The sequence below is a fragment of the Shewanella indica genome (assembly GCF_033842865.1).
In the GTDB taxonomy this organism is placed as follows: domain Bacteria; phylum Pseudomonadota; class Gammaproteobacteria; order Enterobacterales; family Shewanellaceae; genus Shewanella; species Shewanella indica.
Genome location: NZ_JAWXXR010000001.1, coordinates 3,993,105 through 4,013,252 on the forward strand (window position 1 = coordinate 3,993,105; position 20,148 = coordinate 4,013,252).

At 50.7% G+C, this 20,148-nt stretch carries 17 protein-coding genes, 1 tRNA gene and 2 pseudogenes; 14 read left to right on the plus strand and 6 right to left on the minus strand.

Annotation, left to right across the window (positions count from 1 at the left end):
• The first annotated feature begins 217 nt into the window (after positions 1-217).
• A complete protein-coding gene (locus tag SIL79_RS17845; RefSeq protein WP_039036131.1) occupies positions 218-1,303 on the plus strand; it encodes an AI-2E family transporter in 1,086 nt (361 codons plus the stop codon).
• Between the two features lie 119 nt (positions 1,304-1,422).
• On the opposite strand, the gene SIL79_RS17850 is transcribed toward SIL79_RS17845, so the two are convergent.
• A complete protein-coding gene (locus tag SIL79_RS17850) occupies positions 1,423-2,730 on the minus strand; it encodes an amino acid permease (protein ID WP_233962337.1) in 1,308 nt (435 codons plus the stop codon).
• Positions 2,731-3,075: 345 nt separating this feature from the next.
• On the opposite strand from SIL79_RS17850, the gene SIL79_RS17855 reads away from it, so the two are divergent.
• From SIL79_RS17855 to SIL79_RS17875, 5 genes and pseudogenes are all read left to right on the plus strand, one after another.
• A complete protein-coding gene (locus SIL79_RS17855) occupies positions 3,076-4,350 on the plus strand; it encodes an L-cysteine desulfidase family protein (protein WP_162206537.1) in 1,275 nt (424 codons plus the stop codon).
• Positions 4,351-4,394: 44 nt separating this feature from the next.
• The gene (locus SIL79_RS17860) at positions 4,395-5,048 is read left to right on the plus strand and encodes a helix-turn-helix transcriptional regulator (protein ID WP_162206536.1); all 654 of its coding nucleotides are present in this window, start codon (positions 4,395-4,397) and stop codon (positions 5,046-5,048) included.
• A gap of 48 nt (positions 5,049-5,096) precedes the next feature.
• Positions 5,097-5,489, plus strand: a pseudogene (locus SIL79_RS17865) (IS3 family transposase); the annotation flags it as partial.
• A 166-nt stretch (positions 5,490-5,655) separates the two neighbouring features.
• Positions 5,656-6,219, plus strand: coding sequence for a hypothetical protein (locus SIL79_RS17870; protein WP_144361298.1), 564 nt, complete (start codon positions 5,656-5,658; stop codon positions 6,217-6,219).
• Between the two features lie 342 nt (positions 6,220-6,561).
• Positions 6,562-6,702 (plus strand): annotated as a pseudogene (locus SIL79_RS17875) (IS5/IS1182 family transposase); the annotation flags it as partial.
• Between the two features lie 152 nt (positions 6,703-6,854).
• On the opposite strand, the gene SIL79_RS17880 reads toward SIL79_RS17875, so the two are convergent.
• The 3 genes from SIL79_RS17880 to SIL79_RS17890 form a co-directional block, all read right to left on the minus strand.
• Positions 6,855-6,931, minus strand: a tRNA-Pro gene (locus SIL79_RS17880).
• A gap of 158 nt (positions 6,932-7,089) precedes the next feature.
• Positions 7,090-8,871 carry a DUF3413 domain-containing protein gene (locus SIL79_RS17885; RefSeq protein WP_144361297.1) on the minus strand — a complete coding sequence of 594 codons (1,782 nt, stop codon included), beginning with the start codon at positions 8,869-8,871 and terminating at the stop codon, positions 7,090-7,092.
• 102 nt (positions 8,872-8,973) lie between these two features.
• Positions 8,974-9,186: a YejL family protein gene (locus SIL79_RS17890; protein ID WP_039034006.1), complete on the minus strand. Its 213-nt coding sequence runs from the start codon at positions 9,184-9,186 to the stop codon at positions 8,974-8,976.
• Between the two features lie 79 nt (positions 9,187-9,265).
• Here SIL79_RS17890 and yejK point away from each other — a divergent pair, with 79 nt between their 5' ends.
• Together yejK and SIL79_RS17900 are read left to right on the plus strand one after the other, a co-directional pair.
• Positions 9,266-10,294 carry a nucleoid-associated protein YejK gene (yejK, locus tag SIL79_RS17895; RefSeq protein WP_039034005.1) on the plus strand — a complete coding sequence of 343 codons (1,029 nt, stop codon included), beginning with the start codon at positions 9,266-9,268 and terminating at the stop codon, positions 10,292-10,294.
• 286 nt (positions 10,295-10,580) lie between these two features.
• Positions 10,581-12,749, plus strand: a complete 2,169-nt coding sequence (locus SIL79_RS17900; protein WP_319619850.1) for a diguanylate cyclase — start codon at positions 10,581-10,583, stop codon at positions 12,747-12,749.
• On the opposite strand, the gene SIL79_RS17905 is transcribed toward SIL79_RS17900, so the two are convergent.
• Complete coding sequence (locus tag SIL79_RS17905; RefSeq protein WP_039034003.1) at positions 12,715-14,175, minus strand: alpha/beta hydrolase; 1,461 nt, start codon at positions 14,173-14,175, stop codon at positions 12,715-12,717. The genes SIL79_RS17900 and SIL79_RS17905 overlap by 35 nt on opposite strands.
• Positions 14,176-14,265: 90 nt before the next feature.
• Between SIL79_RS17905 and SIL79_RS17910 the strand changes: the two genes are divergently transcribed.
• Positions 14,266-14,742 carry a DUF6942 family protein gene (locus tag SIL79_RS17910; RefSeq protein ID WP_319619851.1) on the plus strand — a complete coding sequence of 159 codons (477 nt, stop codon included), beginning with the start codon at positions 14,266-14,268 and terminating at the stop codon, positions 14,740-14,742.
• A gap of 45 nt (positions 14,743-14,787) precedes the next feature.
• On the opposite strand, the gene nadE is transcribed toward SIL79_RS17910, so the two are convergent.
• Positions 14,788-15,618, minus strand: coding sequence for an ammonia-dependent NAD(+) synthetase (gene nadE / locus SIL79_RS17915; protein ID WP_039034002.1), 831 nt, complete (start codon positions 15,616-15,618; stop codon positions 14,788-14,790).
• 124 nt (positions 15,619-15,742) lie between these two features.
• Here nadE and SIL79_RS17920 point away from each other — a divergent pair, with 124 nt between their 5' ends.
• The 5 genes from SIL79_RS17920 (at position 15,743) to SIL79_RS17940 (ending at position 20,146) form a co-directional block, all read left to right on the plus strand.
• Positions 15,743-16,567, plus strand: coding sequence for an AraC family transcriptional regulator (locus SIL79_RS17920; protein ID WP_319619852.1), 825 nt, complete (start codon positions 15,743-15,745; stop codon positions 16,565-16,567).
• A gap of 89 nt (positions 16,568-16,656) precedes the next feature.
• On the plus strand, positions 16,657-17,409 hold the full coding sequence (locus SIL79_RS17925) for a LysE family translocator (protein WP_319619853.1): 753 nt from the start codon (positions 16,657-16,659) through the stop codon (positions 17,407-17,409).
• A gap of 151 nt (positions 17,410-17,560) precedes the next feature.
• A complete protein-coding gene (locus SIL79_RS17930; protein ID WP_071476195.1) occupies positions 17,561-17,896 on the plus strand; it encodes a hypothetical protein in 336 nt (111 codons plus the stop codon).
• A gap of 235 nt (positions 17,897-18,131) precedes the next feature.
• Entirely contained in the window at positions 18,132-18,806 is a 675-nt protein-coding gene (locus SIL79_RS17935) for a response regulator (RefSeq protein ID WP_025011466.1), read from the plus strand.
• Positions 18,797-20,146, plus strand: a complete 1,350-nt coding sequence (locus SIL79_RS17940) for an ATP-binding protein (protein ID WP_039033998.1) — start codon at positions 18,797-18,799, stop codon at positions 20,144-20,146. The genes SIL79_RS17935 and SIL79_RS17940 overlap by 10 nt, the downstream gene beginning before the upstream one ends.
• Positions 20,147-20,148 lie beyond the last annotated feature (2 nt).

Sequence of the window (20,148 nt, forward strand, 5' to 3'; positions counted from 1 at the left end):
ACTGAAAAAGCCACCTGTATCACAACAGGTGGCTTTCAGGTGTGACATACCACTGACGCTTGACTATTTAAGCGAGTATATGGCCCAAGCAGTTCTTCTCTTGCACTGCCGCTCCGTGGTTTAATAACTGCCGCCATCTCGAATCCAGGCCCAAGCATGTGGCCCCGCCACACAGATGGCAAACTCAACATACTTTTTGAATTAACAAGGAATTCCCGTGTCCGTACGTTTTCGGGTCGAACCCCGCCATTGGTTAATCCTCGCCGCTTTGGCCATTGCGGCTTATGCCTGTTATCTATTGGTCGCTCCCTATCTGGGCGCGATTCTACTGGGATTTATCGTTTCCTTACTGTTTTTACCCGTGCACAAGCGCATCGAAGCGAAACTCCCCAATCACCCCAATCTAAGCGCGCTGCTTTCCTGTGTTTTGCTGACGGTAATCATACTTATCCCGCTGCTGTTTATGCTGATTTCCGTGATTGAGCAAGGGGTCAGCTCTGCCACTCAGGCTTATCAATGGCTGACTCATGGTGGCGCCAAAGAGTTGCTGGAGCATCCCTGGGTACAATCGTCGCTGGCGCTAACCAATAAATGGTTGCCGTTCGATAGCATAGATCCGCAGGAAATATTGCAAAAAGCTACCGCAGCGCTTACGGAGCTCAGCACTCGCCTGGTCGGCCTGAGTACAGCATTGCTCGGCAATATCACTGGTTTCTTTGTCAACTTCTCCCTGATGCTGTTCGTACTGTTTTTCTTCCTCAGGGATAACGAACAAATAATTACCAGCCTCAGACACGTTATCCCCCTGTCCCGCAGCCAGGAGGATAAAATTCTCGATGAGGTGGAAAAAGTGGCTAAGTCGGCAGTACTCGGCTCCTTCCTCACCGCCCTGGCCCAAGGTTTTGCCGGAGGTATCGCCATGGCCATAGTCGGCCTGCCCGGATTATTCCTCGGCTGCATGATGGCGTTCGCCTCTTTTATCCCTGTGGTGGGTACCGCACTTATCTGGGTGCCAGCCGCGCTTTATCTGGCCTTGACCGGCGATTGGGGCTGGGGCCTGTTCCTCTGTGCCTGGGGGATATTGGTGGTTGGTTCTATCGATAACTTCCTAAGGCCGATTCTGATGCAAGGCTCTGCCGGCATGAGTACCTTACTGATCTTCTTCTCTTTGCTGGGAGGACTGCAGCTCTTCGGGCTTATCGGCCTGATCTACGGCCCTATCATCTTTGCCGTTACCCTAGTGCTGTTTCATCTCTATGAAGAAGAGTTTCACGACTTTCTGCAGCAGCAGGACAAGGCCTGAGCTCTTCACATAAGTTTTGGCCTAACCCCTCGGCGTCAATTTGCTATAGCGCCATTGACAACGCCCCGCATTGCGGGGCGTTCTTCACTCGATTCTTTAACATCCAAACTTCAAGTCAATCAACTGAATGCCAGGAAGGGTGAGATACACAGTAGGATCCCTGTAGCGATAATCACGTACAGGCCAACGCCCTTGTATTTGTGTAGCGCCGGCACCCGATAAACCAGATAGGCCGGGATCAAACAGCCAACCAAGCCGAATATTGGACTACAGATAGAGGTGAAGCTCAGCACTGGGGCGTTCAACACAATGGCACTCCAGGATAGCAATATGGTAAATACCATGATGCCGTAGCCCACCAGCTTGGTGTTGATCTTCTCCTTGGGCATAACCCGCTGCAATAGGTTCATGGTGATCCCCTGACACGCTTCGCGAAAACCCAAATAGACCCCGAAATAGGCCGTCATCACCGCAAAGATATTCAGTGTCAGACTCAAGAGCTTCAGCGTTTGGCCGGGCATCCCCTGCGCCACTATCGCCAAGGCGGAAATATTTTCCTGCTCGGCTTTTACCGCCTGATCATGCCCCAGCGCCAGCGTAAAGGACACAGCATAAAAGAACACAGTAACAAACAGGATCCCGAAAGCTATGTTCATCGCCCGCATCGCTTTGAAGCGCGCCACCTCGATAGATTTCTCCCTGGCACGGTAAGAGATCACCATGGGACTGAGGCTTTGAATAAACAGGATCGAAGTCAAGGTAAATGGCAGCATTACTACCGCATCGCGGATCCAATCTGTGCTAGTGGGCACAGCGCCGATATTATTGATATCCCACTTGTCGACCATCATCAGCCCAAGCAGTGCGACCACCCCAAGCTTGGTGAGCACCATAAGGGTCGAAATCTTGAACAGCAGGCTTTCGCCGCGGGAAGCCAGTGCAACCAGAAGACAAATAAGCCCCAGACCATAGAAGGGGTTTTCAGACAACAGACTCTTGGTGGCTCCAAAGCTTTGCAGGAAAGATGCACTGTCATTGGTGATCGCCGTCGAGTAGACAAACACCCAGATCACCAACATGACAAAATAGAGGGCACCGAGAAATATGCCCCAGTTTTTCCCCAGATAATCACCAATCACGCTGGGGTAATCCCGACACTCACGGGACTCGGCCAAGGTATTGATAAACAGTCTTTGAAACATATACATGGCCGGATAACCGACAAGGGCAGACAAGAGAAACACCCACAGTCCCATTAAACCCACCTGCACAGGTAAAAAGACGATACCTGCACCTATGGCCATGCCGATCGACATGATGATCCAACCCCAATCAGTACTGTCAAACCGGGTCGCCTCCTTCCATGCCTGCGTATCATTCCGAGTAATGACCGCGCCCCACTCTGGTGCCAAAGTGTCAGTTTTCATATAACGACCCTAAATATTATTGGATACTGCTTGTTATTTTTTGCAAAAAAAGTTGCACCTCTTTATCTGGGCAGCCATTCTTTTTTGCAATTTTGTTGATATCAAAGGATTAAATGAAAAACGCCATCAATTACAAGATGTGGGTCACACTAGCAACAATTGCCGCCTCATTAACGGCAAAATAAATTTGCACAACAGCCTTGGTATGCAAATAATTGCATCGTTAAGCCGAAACGCATTCAAAAATAGTTGCAAGTTGTCTCAAGGGATTATGGGCAATATTGATACAATGACCGCAAGCCAAGCCCTTGCCTATCCCCAACTCAGACTCGCCGGAATCCAGTCATGAAACCACAGTGGCAACAATATATAGCTATCCTCAATCAAGTTGTACGCCCTGCGCTGGGCTGCACTGAGCCTGTTGCCGCAGCCTATGCCGCCGCTGTCGCCACTGAAACGCTGGGTACCAAGCCTTTGAGCCTGGAAGTTCAGGTTTCGGATAACCTCTACAAAAACGCCATGGGCGTATTTGTCCCCGGAACCGGCAAGATAGGCCTGGCCATTGCCGCAGCTGCTGGAGCCCTTGGGGGCGATGCCAATGCCGGTCTTGAAGTGCTGGCAAATATCAACCCGGCGCAAGTAGCCGAAGCCCAGGCGCTTATTGATGCCGGCATGGTCAAGATATCCCGTATTCAAGCAGACGAGTTTATTTATTGCGCGGTAACCGCTGCCAACGACAAACACCAGGTTAAAATCGTTATCAGTGGCAGCCATACCCGAATTACCGAGAAATGGTTCGAAGGCCAGTTGCTGTATCGGACCGAAGCGTCAGCCCAAGGCAGTACTGCTTCGGTATGCAACGGCGTCGATATCAGCATTGCCGCAATCTATGAGTTTGCCACCGGGGTAGATGTTAACCGAATAAGATTTATTCTGGCGGCGTCCGATCTTAACTCCCGCTTGTCCGACGAAGGCATGAATTCGGCCTATGGTCTGGAAGTGGGCCGAACGCTGAAGAAAAATATCGATATCGGCTTGCTGAGTGACGACCTGCTCAATTCGATAGTCATGTACACGGCGGCGGCCTCGGATGCGCGCATGGGGGGCGCTACCCTACCGGCCATGAGCAATTTTGGCAGTGGCAATCAGGGCATAGCCGCCACTGTACCGGTAGTGGTCACCGCCAAGAAGTTCAGCTGCAGTGAAGAGCAGCTGGCCCGGGCACTTATCATGAGCCACCTCGGCGCCATTTACATTAAGTGCCACTACCCGCCACTGTCGGCTTTTTGCGGCAATACGGTGACCAGTGCCGCAGCGGCCATGGCCATGGTGTATCTTGCCGGGGGCAGTTTTGAACAAAGCTGTTACGCCATTCAGAATGTTATCAGCGACAGCACTGGCATGGTCTGTGACGGCGCCAAAGCTTCCTGTGCCATGAAGGTCAGTACCTCGTCCAGCGCGGCTGTACGGGCATTTTTGATGGCGCTCAACCAACATGCCGTATCGACGCAAGGCATAGTCGCCGCCGATGTCGAACAAACAATCAAGAATCTGGGGCAGATGATCTGTGATGGCATGGTGTCGACCGACAATACCATTATCAGTATCATGTCTGCCTAAGCTCCAGTGCCCGGCAATAACCGGGCTTTCACACAAGGATAGCGGTGAAACTTCACAAGTTAACTCCCAAAGACATGGAGATACTCAACGCCATCAAAAATGTGGTCGACGGTATCGCCACCATGTATGGGCAACACACAGAAGTGGTTTTACACAGCCTGGACCGAGACCACCCTTCAATCATCAAAATAGCCAACGGCCATATTACCGGCCGCAGTGTCGGTGCACCTATTACCAATCTGGCATTGGAAAAACTCAAGCGCGGCCAGGATATCTCCGAGACTTATCTGAGCCAAAGCGGTAATGGCAAAACTCTGAAATCCATCACCACGGTTATCCGCAACGAAAAACAGATGGCCATAGGCCTTTTATGTATCAACACAGATATGGATGCACCTTTGATGTCTGTGTTGCGCTCCATGCTGCCGCAACAATCCCCGCTTACAGAGCACAGCGGTACGTCAGAAGTATTCGCCGTCAATATTGAGGAAACGCTGCACAGCACCATAGACAAGGTCAACCAGGAAGTACGCCACTGTGAACAGATCCCGCCATCGAAAAAAAACCGTGAAATCGTGACCCGCCTGTTCGATGCCGGCATTTTTGAACTCAAGGATAGCGCCCAGGTGGCCGCCAAGCGGCTGGATATTTCGGTGCACACCATTTACCGCTACCTGAGGGAGTTAAAAGCCCCTTAGACTACGTCTAGGGAAGCAGAACTTTACTGCTAATGCGGCCAACCTGAAATGGGGTGGTCGATGGCAAGCAGAGTGACATCAGCACATACTTGTGACGCATTGAAGATGGCGTTATTCCGCTGAGGTTTCCCTACTGACGTGATTGTCCATAGCGACCACCGAGGAAGCCAATACTGCGCAAACGATAACCGTGCTTTGCTTCAGAAACATCAGTTAGTACAAAGCATGAGCCGTAAAGGGAATTGCCGGGATAACGCTTGCGTGGAAAACTTCTTCCACGCATTAAAAGTTGACGCGTTGCAAGACGAGCCGCTCATGGCACGTGAGCAAATGAGACAAGCGGTATTTGAGTATATTGAGGTTGATTACAATCGGACCAGACGGCATAGTGCTCTTGGGTATTTGAGCCCAGAAAAATTTGAATTAAAAAATAGTGCTTAGCTAAGTGTCCATTATTACCGGATCAGATCAATCCTGGAATACCCGGTGGCGCGAAAGTAACAATGTGAATTATGGTAATTCCCAAATGGTCTTGGTGGTTCTTACTACCTGAACAAAAACTGTACACACAAAATAATTCCATATTAATACACCTAGGTAACTTACAATGAAATTAAATAAAGCTTTCGTTTTACCAATACTCTCTACTTTAGTGGCTTGCAGCCCTAACTACAATGAAGATGTAATTACTAAAGCCGACATGATAATTAATGCAGAGGCATTAATTATCAAAATCAACCAATATAATATAAAAGAAATCTCTTACCTTTCTGAAGAAACAATTGTTTTAAATGGAGTTGTCATTAATCCTATTACCAAAACTTTTGGGAAAAGTCCGGACGGTGGTTTTATGATGACATATACCCAAAAAGCTGCCGAGAATAAAATTGAAAAATGGAGCCAAGTATTATCCATGACTCAGCCAAATATAACGTTATCACAAGAAAATCTAAATGAGATACTTGTAGACATGGCTGAAATTGGCGTTACTGATGTGTTTAACGACACCAAATATAATACAGTCCGCATTCAATGGGGGAACTCTGTGATGTTAGGAATAAACGGTTTGGTTTTTGGTGAGAGTATGAATATAGAAGCATTCCAAGAACACGCACAATTTGATATTTTCAAAAAAGTATCAGATGGAGTCTACTTCTTTCAGTTATTATAAGAATGATACGAATAGATTTCTGTAGCGGCATAGTGAATTTGGTTACCTAAGGAAGGTGCGAACAAGTCCCATGTGTGCTCTGCGTCGGCTTACGGGCCTGGATGCAAGGCGTGCTTCGCCGCAAATAGGTGGCAGACATAAAAAACACAAGACCGACGTTCAGCGCTGAGTTTAAACAAGAGGCTGCAACCGCAATGGGAGTCAGCAATTCAGTCATGCGAAAGTGAGTAAAACAACTCCAACAGAAACAGCAAGGCGGCTCCCCAAATGGGCGTTGTTGCCTAAATCAGCGGAATCTTTTTGGCACTTCATGATCAGATCTTGCATCACAGGTTTAAGGTCATGGGCAAGTTAAAGTGCAATATCACCAACTGGAAGCAATACAATCAGGCATTAGTCAACCGTGGTTCGGTTACCTTCTGGCTGGACGATGCTGCGATTAACGCTTGGCATTGCACGCAGCATCACGGCGGTCGTGGTCAATACAGAAGGCTGTTACGAAGTAAATTCACAAATCCATAGGCTTTAAATCTAATGCTATAGATCTGCTATAAAAAGGCAAAAGCCCGCATTAGCTGTGCTAAATAACGGGCTTTTGGCTTAGCTAAATTACATTAGTAATCAAGCATTTAATTTGGTCGGTATGAGAGGATTCGAACCTCCGACCCCTGACACCCCATGACAGTGCGCTACCAGGCTGCGCTACATACCGATATTTGTCTTGAGCGGCTGGCGCAGTATGCCGTCTCAACGAGGCAGAACTTTATCAACAGTCGCGAAGCTGTGCAAGCTCCATCTGAGAATTTTTAGTTTAACTGCCTAGTTTGTGGCCTGTTTTTTCTCTATCGTACAGTCTTTAATCCGCAGCGCTTAATGGTTGTACAAACGCCGCCCTTCACGCATCACTTCGATGAGCTCCGGAGCACTCATCTTCTTGTCCAGGCGGTTCTGATAAGCCTTGTCATAGATACGATATTGGCCGTGACGGTCAATCACAGTAATCTCCGATTGCTGATAGATAGCAAACACCCGAGCGTCACCGACATAGACCCATGTGAGGCTGTCGGGCTGCAGCAGGTGGCGGCCGGCACTGTAATCAGTGGCCGGATTGCTACAACCCAGTACTTGGCTCATCAAGGTCGGCACCAAGCCATAGTGGCTGGTGCGGTACTTGGCCTGGGCGTGGCCACCGACGGGCCAATGGATCACCAAAGGCACGCTGACATTGGCCGGTGACAAATCCCGTCTGGCCTCATCGGCGTTACTGGTGAACACCTTGCCATTGACGCCGGTAATGATCACCAGGGTGTTTTCCGGCATAGCAGACAAGAGTTGCTCCAGCTGTTTGTCAATAAAGTTCAGCGATTGCCGATATTGATTGAACAGCACCTTCTGCGCCGGTTTGAGAGCGCTGTCGGGTTTAACCGTCTGCACCCCGAGGAAACCTACCGGCGTGTCATAATCTTCCGGCGATTTGAGATTAAGCAGCGCAAACCAGGGCGCTTGTTGCTGGGCTCGCCACTGCTGGAAACTATCGATATTCTGGATATCAGCCATGGCACTGCCGCCATCGTCTTCGGCAATATGAGCGTCAAAATCGCGGAATATCGCCTGGGGACGAGCCTCGGCATAATTACTTCTGCTGATAAACAGACCAAGATTGTAGCCCTGCTGCTTGAGGCTCTGACTCAGCAAGGGACTGGTGTAATTGAGTTCCACCGCATCCGTATAGCTGCCCTGCAGACCATAAAGCAGGGAAAACATGCCACTGCGGTAGGTATTGCCACCGCTGAGGTGATTCATAAACGCATGGTTTTGTTTGCCGTAGCGGCTGAAAAACGGCATGGTCTGCTCGTCGGCCATATCAGCCCTAAGGCTGTCGATGGCAATAAACAGTACATTGGGATGTTCTTCGGCGCTGCAGGTCAGTGGCGTTCTTGGGTATTTAAAGCTGGTTTCGGTATCCACCTGCAAGCTGCTGGAGCCGTCGATACCGTGATTTTCCATAAAGGTGCGCGCCGTCGCCGGATAAGATAGCGGGTAGGCATCATCAAAACGGGTAATTTCAGTGACATCAGCAGCATCAGCCCAAATATGAATAAGATGGCTGCTGACAAAACAAACCCCGATAAAGGCCACCACCTTGTTGCCATAATTGCGCTTTTGAATTTTCTCAATCCGCTTCCAGATAAAGTTGGCGGCGGTCAACTCCAGTGCCAAGATCCCAAGGGGAGTGACGATATAAGAAGTGCCATGCAGCAGACTGTTGAGGTCGGCCCAAGCCAAATCGACTGCGAAGGGACTCAAATGCATGCCATAGTCGTCATAGACTATGGTGTCATACAGCATGATACACAGACCGAGGGTGGCCACCACAGCCGCGTATCCCCGAAGGATACGCGAGTAAGGCAACAGCAGAGTAACGGGAAACAGCAACACCAGATAGACAATAAACGCCAGGAAGCTTAAATGGCCTATGGTACTGACGCCAAGGTAGCCCCAACCAATCCAGGTTTCAGGGTAGCCGACACTTTCCAGATATCGACTGCCGACTATCATGGCCAAAAAGCCATTGAAGAAGGCAAACCAGTGCCCCCAATTGATAAGGCGTGAAACCCTGTCCTTGCCCAACTGCTTTGTTCGCTCGACCATATGGATCCGCTTTTGTAAGTTGCCTGTGTATCTTACATTGTTTGCTATTATGTGCTTTTTGACTTACAACGCCACTATTTAGCGCATTTCAGTTGTTACAAGTCAACGCAAGGATTGTGTCAATGCCTTGGCAAATTGCTCTGCCACCTGCTGACGGGCTTCCTTGGGCACCTTGGTCGACAACAGATGCGAAGCCGCATTTCCCAATGCCATCAGGCCAAGATCGGTCGGAGCCTGGTGTTTTTCCAGCACGGCCAATAATTCGGCGATCAGGGATTCAACTTGCACATTGGTATATTTTGATTGGATAGCCATAAATAAAAAATGATTCACTCAGATAAGGATTAGCGGCATATAATAGCGGATTTACAACAGAGTATCACTATCGGGGCTTATGAGTATTCACGTCGAACAAGCGATTATTCACGCAATCACCCAAAATGGCGAAGGCCAGCTCAGCTGCCGTCTGCGCCCTCAACCACTGCTGAACAGCCAGGCCGTTGAGACCATGCTTGATGAGCTGCATCAGAGCTATTCCAGTAAAGCGGGAAAAGGCTTTGGCTATTTTGGCGTCCCCGGGGATGATGGCGAGGCCAACCCCGCCTTCAAGGAAGCACTCAAGTCTTATCGCGATGGGCAGCAAGGCTTTGTAGAGTTCTCAGCCACTGCTGGCAAACTGCTGCAGGAAGAACTCTCCAAGTATGACTTCAGCCAGGGGGGCTTTTTGTTACTGGCCTGCTACACCTTTATGGCCAGCGACTACCTGTTTGTAGCACTGCTGAACGCCAAGTCATCAATGACTGTGCTGGATGATATGGAGTTATCACAAAACGACCATCTGGATCTGAATAATATCCAGTTGGCGGCGCGAATCGATCTCACCGAGTGGCAAGCCGACAGTGAGTCGCGCAAATATATCTCCTTTATCCGCGGCAGAGCCGGACGCAAGGTGGCTGACTTCTTCCTCGACTTTATGGGCTGCGTCGAAGGGGTTAATCCCAAGCAGCAGAGCAAGACCCTGATGCAGGCGGTGGAAGACTTTGTCGGTGGCGGTGAACTAACCAAAGAAGAGCGTCAAACCTGCCGCGACCGGGTGTTTGAATACTGTACTTCCCAGGTCGACAGCGGCAGTGAAGTCATGCTTAAGGACTTGGCCGATGAACTGGCTGAATCCGGCATGGATTCCTTCTATGACTTTGCCGTTGGCGGTGATTACGGTTTGGAAGAAGAGTTTCCGGCTGATAAATCCACCTTGAGGCAGTTGAAGAAATTCTCCGGCACCGGCGGCGGCCTGACCCTGAGCTTTGACAGCTCACATCTGGGTGAGCGGGTCATTTACGATCCTGTATCGGATACCATTTTGATCAAAGGCGTGCCCGCCAATCTGAAAGATCAACTGGACCGACGGCTCAAGGGCGAATAAGGCTGTCAAACACATCAAGGCGCTTTCATTGATATCGAAGGCGCCTTGATGCTTTTTCCGGCCGCTATCTTCAACTATTCATCTTTATCGGCTTGCCCTTTTTAGCCACCCGACCATCCCTTTTTATGCAAAACCACCACCACAACTAAGCTTGGCGAGTACCGATTCGAAACAGGTATTGGGTAGCGCTGAAGACAAATATTCAAAAAATATTGTTAAATAAACCATTTAGCTCTAGCATTTGTCATTAACCATTTGTTAACTCCAGACAGGAGTTGGAACTGATTTGACCCACTTACCCTGGTATCGACAACCGCTGTTGCTCAGTCTGATGGCTGGCCTGATAGGCTTTGCCTGTAACAGCTTCCCCATCCCCTTGTTTGCCAATGTGCAGCTGGTATTGGGTAATACCTTCTATGTACTAATCGCCATTTTACTGGGGCCTTGGTATGCCTTGCTCGCCGCCACCATCAGTGTAACTTCCTTGATGTTGCAATGGGACAGTCCGCACGTTTATCTACTCTTCTGTCTCGAGGCATTGGCCCTGGGATTTGCCAGAAAAAAACGCTGGCCGGTATTTTACGCCGGTGTCTGCTTCTGGCTGTTGCTGGGCATGCCACTTATTTATGGTTATCTACACCTTTTCAGCGATTTACCTTCTGAATACATTCCCTTCGTCGTCATCAAGCAGTCGGTCAATGCCATGGTCTATATCACCCTGGGCTGCTTGATTGTGTTGGTAACCCCTGCGCTCAAACGCCTGACCGGCCGTCAGCTACCAGCCAAGCGCAGCGGCTTTGGCGAGCAGCTCTTTTACAGTTTTTTGCTGCTGCTAAACTTGAGCCTGATATTCTCTACCCTGGTATTTAATTATTACTGGGTCAACAAGCAGCAACAGATCCTGGGTAAACACTTACATGAAACCGCCAAAAATATCGGCCTGGTGGTAGAGCATTATCTCGAGCGGCATCAGTCGGTCATTGCTACCGCCGCCGAACTTATTAAACATAGTTCTCCCAGCCCGGATGAGTTGCAGCGGATGCTGTCACGGCTGCACAAACTCAACCCCGGCTTTTTAACCATGCTGATTGCCAACTCTGAAGGCAGCATAGTGCAAGCAAGCCCTGTCAGTGGGCTAAAGGAGCTTAAGGGGGGCGATAAGAAGATCAATGACAGAGACTATTTTCAGCAGGCATTTTTCAATGAGCGCCTGTTCACTTCCGCCGTATTTCTCGGCCGGGGCTTTGGCTCAGATGCCATAGTCGCCATCAGCAGCCCACTGTACCTGGCCACAGGCCCACAAGTTATCGGTATAGTAGAAGGTTCGCTAAATCTCAATCGTTTCAGCGAATTGGATAATGACTTTCTGGAACAGACCAATCAGTCGATGTTCATTGTCGATGAAAATATGCGTCTTATTTACGCCTCCAAGGCGTTGGCCTTACCCAAACTCGAGCAACTCAACTACCGCCAGAGTGGTAAACATTATCGCTCTTTATTGCCCATGCTTAACCTAAAAGCACTGGATAACGACAGTCCGGAATATGTTTACAGCCAGTATCGCCTGCAAAACAACTGGCAAATTTTTATACTCGATCCCTACGCCCCACTGCTGCACGAAGTGGAGCGCCAGTTTATTTTCACCTTCGCATTGTTGTTGCTGTTCCTATTACTGTCGCTATTGGTTGCCAGAGTGGTTGGGCAACGGCTGACCAAACCGCTGGAATTGATTTCAGAGCAACTCAACAAGGGCAAGCGCCTTACTGAGGATAAGTTACTCAATGACCAAAACGTGCCCGTGGAAGTAACTCACCTCTACACTGAACTCAAGGAGAACCAACGCCAACTGATGGCCCACCAGCTGGATCTGGAAGAAAAAGTCATTATTCGAACTCTGGAGCTGGAGCAAGCCAACCGCAAACTCAAACAGTTGGCTCAAACCGATCCGCTCACAGGGCTTGCCAACAGGCGCCACGCCGAAGCGAGTTTCGCCACTTTACAGGGTCTATGCCAACGCAATAACGAAGCCATGGCCGTGGTGTTGATGGATCTGGACTTCTTCAAGCGGATCAATGATGAATTTGGTCATTTGGGCGGTGATGAAACCTTGAAACGAGTCGCCGATTTGCTTAAGACAAAGTTCAAGCGCGACTCGGATCTTATCAGCCGCTACGGCGGTGAAGAACTATTGCTACTGCTACCCATGTGCAACCCTTTCAAGATAGAGCCGTATCTGAATGAAATACGTCAGGCCATTACCGATCTTGAAATCATCAACCCCGAAGATCAACGCCGGATCAGCGTCACTGCGAGTATCGGTGCCCTGATTGCCAATGCCTCCTACAGTCCGTCTCTGGAGGTTTGGTTAAAAAAAGCCGATGCTAACCTATACCAAGCCAAAAGCGAGGGACGTAACCGGGTCATCTGTACTTTGTCGGCTCAGGATCTTGATTGAAAAAGGTTTCAATCCGCTGCATCTGATAATCAAAGAAAGGGTTCCAGCGCTGGCGCAGCATATCGGCGGCGGGAATGCTGATGACACCGCGCTCGCCACGGGATGCGGCGGCGCCAATTTGAATGCGGTCCATGCTTGTGGCCATTTGATTACCATATAGACTGTCATTGGCAGAAAACGGCAAGGCTACATGAGACAAGGAATAAACTGACACGGGCCATTTAAAGTTGAGTTTTTCCACTCCGGAATGAGTACCAAACTCCCGAGCCTGCACCAGATGACTGAAGCCCACCTGATTCTCAATCAATGTTCCCCGGAAAGTCAGATTGGTTCGCGCCAGTATGCCGCTGATCTCCGCCAGAGGATCCACAGGTGTCATACTGAGGTTCACCTGATTACGATTGATATCATAGATCACCAGTTCATTGGCTCCCTTGGGCAGTTGCAGGAACAGGTTCTCCAGCACAGCTCTCGTCGATACCGAATCATCCACCAGCGACTGGAACGCCAAAATCGGCGGCAACTGGCGTTTTTTCTCTTCAGGTAAAGCCAGTAAACGCTGGCTATTGTGCTGCGCCAGACGATAAACCACATCACCGGCATTTACGGCGAAAGAGCTGTATTTAAAGGGATCATATTCGGGTGAAATAGTATTCCAGCTGAGTTTCTCCAGCCCCAAAATATAACCCAGCTGCGACTGCCACTGCGCGCCGACCGCCATAGGAGCCAAACCTATGGCCGGCGACAGCATGACCACCTTTTCATAATCAGTAGGCCTGCCTTTATGAAGGTTTTCCAACTCATGGTTGAGCGCCAGACTGGCGCCGGTGGAATAACCTATCACATAGAGAGGTTTGCCATTGAGCACCTGGCTCATATGGCGACTGGCCAACTTAACGGCCGCGGCCAGATCCTGCCATTCCAAGCGCACCAGGCCGGATGGCAGAGTGCCGTGTCCCGGTAACCTCAGCGCCAACACATGAGCGCGCCCCTTGAACTGCTGGGCAAACTGATGCATGGCGTAGGGTGAATCTGACATACCATGAAACAGCAAGAGCCCGAACTGCGCATCGGCATTGGCCCATTCGAAACTTTGATTCCAGGGAAAAACCCAGCGCTTGGGATCTGCTATGCTGCCGCTGTGATAGCGATTTATCGGTGAGTTTATGCCACCGGAAAGTTTACCAAGCTCCTGATCAAGCTCGGCAAACAGTTGCTGCTCCAACTTGAGATAATCGTTAAAGTCTTCGACGCCCTTGTGACGATCAAACTCATGACTCAGAAAGTGAGTATGCCAGGGACTCAAATCAACACGATCATTGAGTAACCAGATCCCGGTCACAGTCAGCGCCAGCCCTATACCGAAACAAGCATAAAAAAGCGCAATAGTAAGCTGTTTCCCCGAGCTGATAAGCAGAGTTTTCATTGACCTTTACCTCGAACTGCCCCAAAGTGGCGGCGCTGAAACGGCATTTCACTGAGATCTATTGGCATAAAAGTCTAACAGAGAGCAAACGTGCACGCACACTCAACGCCTTCATTTCCTTCGCGTATTGGTAACGACCTGGCCAAAGCGCGGGTTTACTTACCCAACTCGCCAACACTGCCGCTTGACTGGCACTGGCAGCAGAACGATGCCGCCGCGGCCTTGATAGCCGCCAACTCCAACCACTGGCGCAAAATCCTGGTGATCTGCGCCAAGATATTTGCCCCGGATGACGACTGGCGTAGTTTTCTGCAGCAGAGGCTCTTTTGCCAGGTCGCACTGGAGATAGGCGCGACAGAGTTGGTAACCGATAGCGGCATAGCACTTATCGCCGGCAATCAAGCCGCCCGCCAACTCAATATCGCCGGCGATGCCGGGCAGAGTCTTAACGGTGCGCCCGGAATACAAAGGCTGGATCAGTGGCGCTGGAAAGTCCCCTATCTGGATTACCGCCAGTTTCCCAACGCCAGTATTCTGCTGCTGCGTCAGGCGCTACGCCAGCCATAAAAAACGCCGCGATCAACGCGGCGTTTTACGATTCAAGTTGAGCAGTTAATCGTAAATGGTCGGGATAGGCCTGCGCTTATGCTGCGTCGCCTTGTAAATGGCTATAATCCTGCTTTCCACCTCGGCGGAAACCGGCTTCCCCTCAAGGAAGTCGTCTATCTGATCGTAACTCAACCCCAGGGCAGCCTCGTCTTCAAGACCCGGGTTGTCACACTCAAGATCCGCCGTTGGCGCTTTGTATACCAAGGTTTCCGAGGCGCCGAGGAAGGCGGCCAATTGCCGTACCTGACGCTTATTCAGGCCAAAAAGCGGCGCCAAATCGCAGGCTCCATCGCCCCACTTGGTATAGAAACCGGTAACATTTTCGGCGCTGTGATCTGTTCCAACCACCAGGCCACCCAGCAGCCCCGCCACTTCGTATTGGGCCGCCATCCGCATTCTGGCCTTGACATTACCCTTCACAAAATCAACCTTTTTGGCATCCGGTAGCGCCAGCTCGGCGCGGTCAAAGCCACTGAGTACATGCTGATGAATGCCGCTCACCCCCTCATGAATATTCACAGTCACCAGTTTGCTGGGGCGGATAAATGCCAGCGCCTGCTGCGCCTCATGTTCATCACGCTGCTCAAGATAAGGTAAACGCATGGCCACAAAACGGTATTCAGCCTCGGCTTTGCCTTGATTGAGCGAATCTACCGCCAACTGACATAAGCGCCCGGCCAGGGAAGAATCGACCCCGCCACTGATCCCCAGTACCAGCGTCTGGCTGCGAGCCTCCTGCAGTTTGGCCTTAAGAAATGCTACCCGTCTTTCCACCTCATATTCAGGTTCAATAGCACTCAGTACTTTCATTTCTCTTAAGATCTGTCCTTTCACTGTGGGCTCCAATCTGTTATCGGTGTTTATAGGTCTGACTTTGATACCGGCCGTGCAATAATTTACTAGGCGGCCTGGATAACCGACCGCTAAGATAACATAAATTCTTACCCAGGATAGCAAGATGCACGAGGAGAAAATCCATTACTGGCGCGCCCCATCCCATCCCGAACTGGAGATCAGTCGGGCCAGTTTTCAACATTTTCACTTCGAGCCCCATGTTCATCTGGACTTTCATATCGGCGTGGTCAGTCACGGCGGCCAGAACTTTCATTATCGTGGCCAAACCTGGCACCTGAGACCCCATTGGCTGTCGACCCTGGATCCCGACAGCAGCCATGATGGCCAGAGCAGCGAACAGCAGGGCTATTGTGCTCTGGTAATGTCCCTGCCCCATGACTGGCTGCAGCAACTGGCGCGGGATCTCGGCCTGGGATATTTCAGTTTTGCCGCGCCTTTGTTGTATCATCCGGCGCTGTATCGGGAATTTTGCCAGCTGCACCATTTGCTGACCCAACCCATAGCCGCCAATGATCTCCTGGTTTCCGAAACCGCGGTTATCGCCTTTTTGGAAAAGCTGCTGCGCCAGCACGGTCGCCAGCTCAATACCGAGAGACAGCCTCACGCCTTGAGTCAGAGTCAACTCGATAGGTTAAGAGAAGCCTTTCATGCCGATCCCGCTGCGCCATTTCGGTTGCCGCAGCTTGCCAAGGAGCTGGATCTCAGCCAATACCAACTGCTTAGGCAGTTTCGACAGAGAACCGGCATGACGCCACATGCCTACCTAAAGCGGATCCGCCTGGAATATGCCAAGAAAGCTCTGCTCAGGGGAGATAGTGTGATTTCGGTGGCGCAGCAAGTCGGCTTCTTCGATCAGAGCCATCTGAACAAGGCCTTCAAACGTGCCTTCCTGCTTTCTCCGCAGGCATTTCAGCGGCGCATGCTGTGAACGCCATACGCCTCTCTGATGGCTGAGCATTTTCCCCCTATACCCAAATACTTTCAGCCTCGGCTGGCACTATCAGGATAACCTTGACTATGACAGATCTGCATCTTTTGCTGACCCTGGGCACCATTCACCTACTGGCATTGGCGAGCCCGGGACCCGACTTTGCATTGATCCTGAAAATCGCCAGCCGCGAGCAGCGCAACACCGCACTGGCGGCCGCTGTCGGCATCTCTCTGGCGATATTGATGCACACTGTCCTGAGCCTCACGGGGGTCAGCCTGGCCATTCAAAGCTCGCATACCCTGTTTGTGCTGGTGCAACTCTTTGGCGCCCTTTATCTGGGTTGGATGGGATTGGGAGCTTTTGGTGCCCAGGCCTGGCTTAAACGCGCCTTGAAGGCAAGGCCACTCGCTGAAGCGCAAACCAATGAATTACCAACCAGCCGGGAAGCAATCAATGATGCACAAGTCATGCAGTCCGAGGAGTTAAACAACAGGGTAGACAATAACCTTGGCAAAAGCACCCGCGATAACACTATGTCGGCTACTGCCGGGCTGCTGCTTGGGTTATCGACCAACCTGTTCAACCCCAAGGCGTTGGTGTTTTTTCTAACGCTGTTTTCCACCCTTATCACCCCAGAAGTCAGCAATCAGACCAAGCTGTTGGCCGCTATATTACTGCCGCTGCTCTCGGTTATCTGGTTTGCCATGCTGGCCATGCTGCTGTCTTACGCCCGGGTACAGCAACGCCTGCTACGCTTTGGTCACTATATAGATTACCTTTGCGGCGCTATCTTCCTAGCTGTCTCGGTTGCCATACTGCTGCGGCTATTAACGGCTTAACCCCATAAAATTAAACAATAAGCTGCATATGAAACCCTAAGCCAGACGGGCTATAACCTTTAACTACAGGGATAAACTGTGAAGCAGCAAATAGAATACACCTTAAATTCAGACTAGAATGACCTCAATTCAATTGATTCAAGGTATCTCTATGTGGTGGCGTGTTGTTTTACTCTGTCTTGCTTATTGGCTACTGGGCGCTCATTTCCTCAGATACTCGCACACCATCGCCGCCGCAATCTGCCTGCTGGCACCGGCATTGCTGTTTGTGAAAAGCGCTGTTGGTATTCGCGTTCTGCAAATCGGTCTCTTGATCGGCGCCGTGCTGGTATGGGCCAAGAGTGGCTTTGAATATGTCGCCATGCGCCAGGCCATGGATGCCCCTTGGCTCAGGCTGGCATTTATTATGGGCGGGGTCACCCTGTTTACTCTGCTGAGCGCCTGGAGCGGTAATAAACTGGCCAGAAATCGTAACCGGGGCTCCTAGTCGTCACACCCGCCAACATTTCCATCTTGGGCCAATGACTCGACAATCCACATCAGAGGTCAGCGTAGGTTAAGTAATAGGGCTATACACTCGAGCCAGTGTATAGCCCTATTTTTTAGCGAGTTAGCTCTTAGGTTTAGCTCTTGTATGACTGATACCTTTGCTTTAGCCTCGGCTTGAGCTGCTCCTGGGAACTGCGTACACTGTTCTGATTTCAGTTAAAGGCGTAAAGAATATGAGAATTTTGGTTGTTGAAGACGATCCCTTACTCTCCCACCACCTCAAGGTACAACTGGGAGAATTGGGGAATCAGGTTCAGGTGGCGGGAACCGCCAAAGAGGGATTTTTCCAGGCAACCAACTACCCCATTGACGTCGCCATTGTGGACTTGGGCTTGCCGGATCAAGACGGCATTGCACTTATCCAACGCCTGCGGGATGAAGATGTCAAAGCCCCTATTCTGATCCTGACCGCCCGGGTCAACTGGCAAGACAAAGTTGAAGGACTCAACGCCGGTGCCGACGACTACTTGGTCAAACCCTTTCAAAAAGAGGAACTGGTGGCCCGCCTCGATGCCTTGGTCCGCCGCAGTGCCGGCTTCGTCAAGCCGGTGATCAACAGCGGCGACCTGTCGTTGGATCTCGCCGCCAAGCAGGTCACCATGAATGGTGAGCCGATGGAGATCACCGCCTTCGAATATCAAATTCTCGAATATCTGATGCGCCACAACCATGAAGTGGTCGCCAAGCAACGTTTACTGGACGTTATTTATGGCGACAAAGAAGGCGATCCCAACACCATTGAGGTGATGGTGAGCCGACTGCGCAAGAAGTTGACCCGTGACGGCATCGAAAATCCAATAGTGACTATCAGAGGCCAGGGGTACAAATTCAACCTGCCATGCAATTGAGAATAAAACCCAAGAAACGCCTGCTGACGCGGATGTTTCTCACTTCGTTGTCTATCATAGCCGTGGTCGGTTTTGGCTTGGCCTGGATGGTCAACATATTGCATGCGCAAAACAGCTACAACGAAGAGACGGCGCAGCTAATCGCCGAAATCCCTCAGGTGGCTGCCGAGCTCAGGGAGCATGACCTGATCCCGGATACCAGCTCCTGGCTTGAGGAGAACAACAAACAGGAGCGCTATGTTATCGCCTCCTGTGACGAGAAGTTCAAACAGGTATGGACCTCTTCGCTGGCAGTGGACAGAGGTCTGTTTGATACCTGTGAACGTTTCAATGAAATCCGCAACGAAGCGCCCCCCTACTACCTGAACATGGCCGACAATCGTGCCTATTTTGCCTATCTGCTGTCGGTCGATATCGCCGGTATTCACTACAACCTGTTGGTGCTCAAGGATGCGGCCAAGCTGGAACAGGAATACAGCCAATTTGCCAAACGCACCTATATTCGTCTGGCGCTGGTGTTGGCACTGGCACTGGTACTGCTGATCAGCGCCGCTTATTGGGGCATGCGGCCACTGGTACAGATGCGAAATGAGTTGAGATCCATCATCAACGGCAAGTCCAAGTCACTCTCCGGCGGTTATCCGGTGGAGCTGGAAGGCGTCACCCAGGCGCTCAACCAACTGCTGCAGCAATCCAGTGCTCAGCAACAGCGCTATCAAAATGCCATGAATGACTTGGCCCACAGTCTCAAAACCCGTCTCGCCGCTGTACATGCCATCACGGATGATGCCAGCCTGGATAAACAGGCCAGCAGCGAAAAAATCATGGAACAGGTGAGCCAGATGGATCAGCTGGTGAAATATCAACTCAAGCGAGCCATGCTGGGACGCAAGGGCCTCAAGCAGGAACAGACTCCGATTGCCCCTCTGGTGGATCAATTGGCACAGATGTTGTTCAAGGTATACCGAGACAAACAGGTGAAGTTCAGCGCCAAAATAGAGGACGAACTGCAGTTTCCCGGTAATCAAGGCGACTTGATGGAGCTGTTCGGCAACCTGATGGAAAATGCGTTCCGCCTATGTATTTCAACCGTTCGGGTCAGTGCCGGTTATCAAGGCAACATACTACAGATACAGGTGGAAGATGACGGCCCTGGTGTTGATGAGAGCCTTAAACAGAAGATCATCCAGCGCGGTGTGCGCGCCGATACCCAGTCACCGGGACAGGGAATTGGCCTTGCAGTGTGTAATGAAATCGTCAGCAGTTACGGCGGCACCCTCAGCATTGAGGATTCAGCACTGGAAGGCGCCTGCTTCCGTATTCAGATTCCCATGCAATAAGC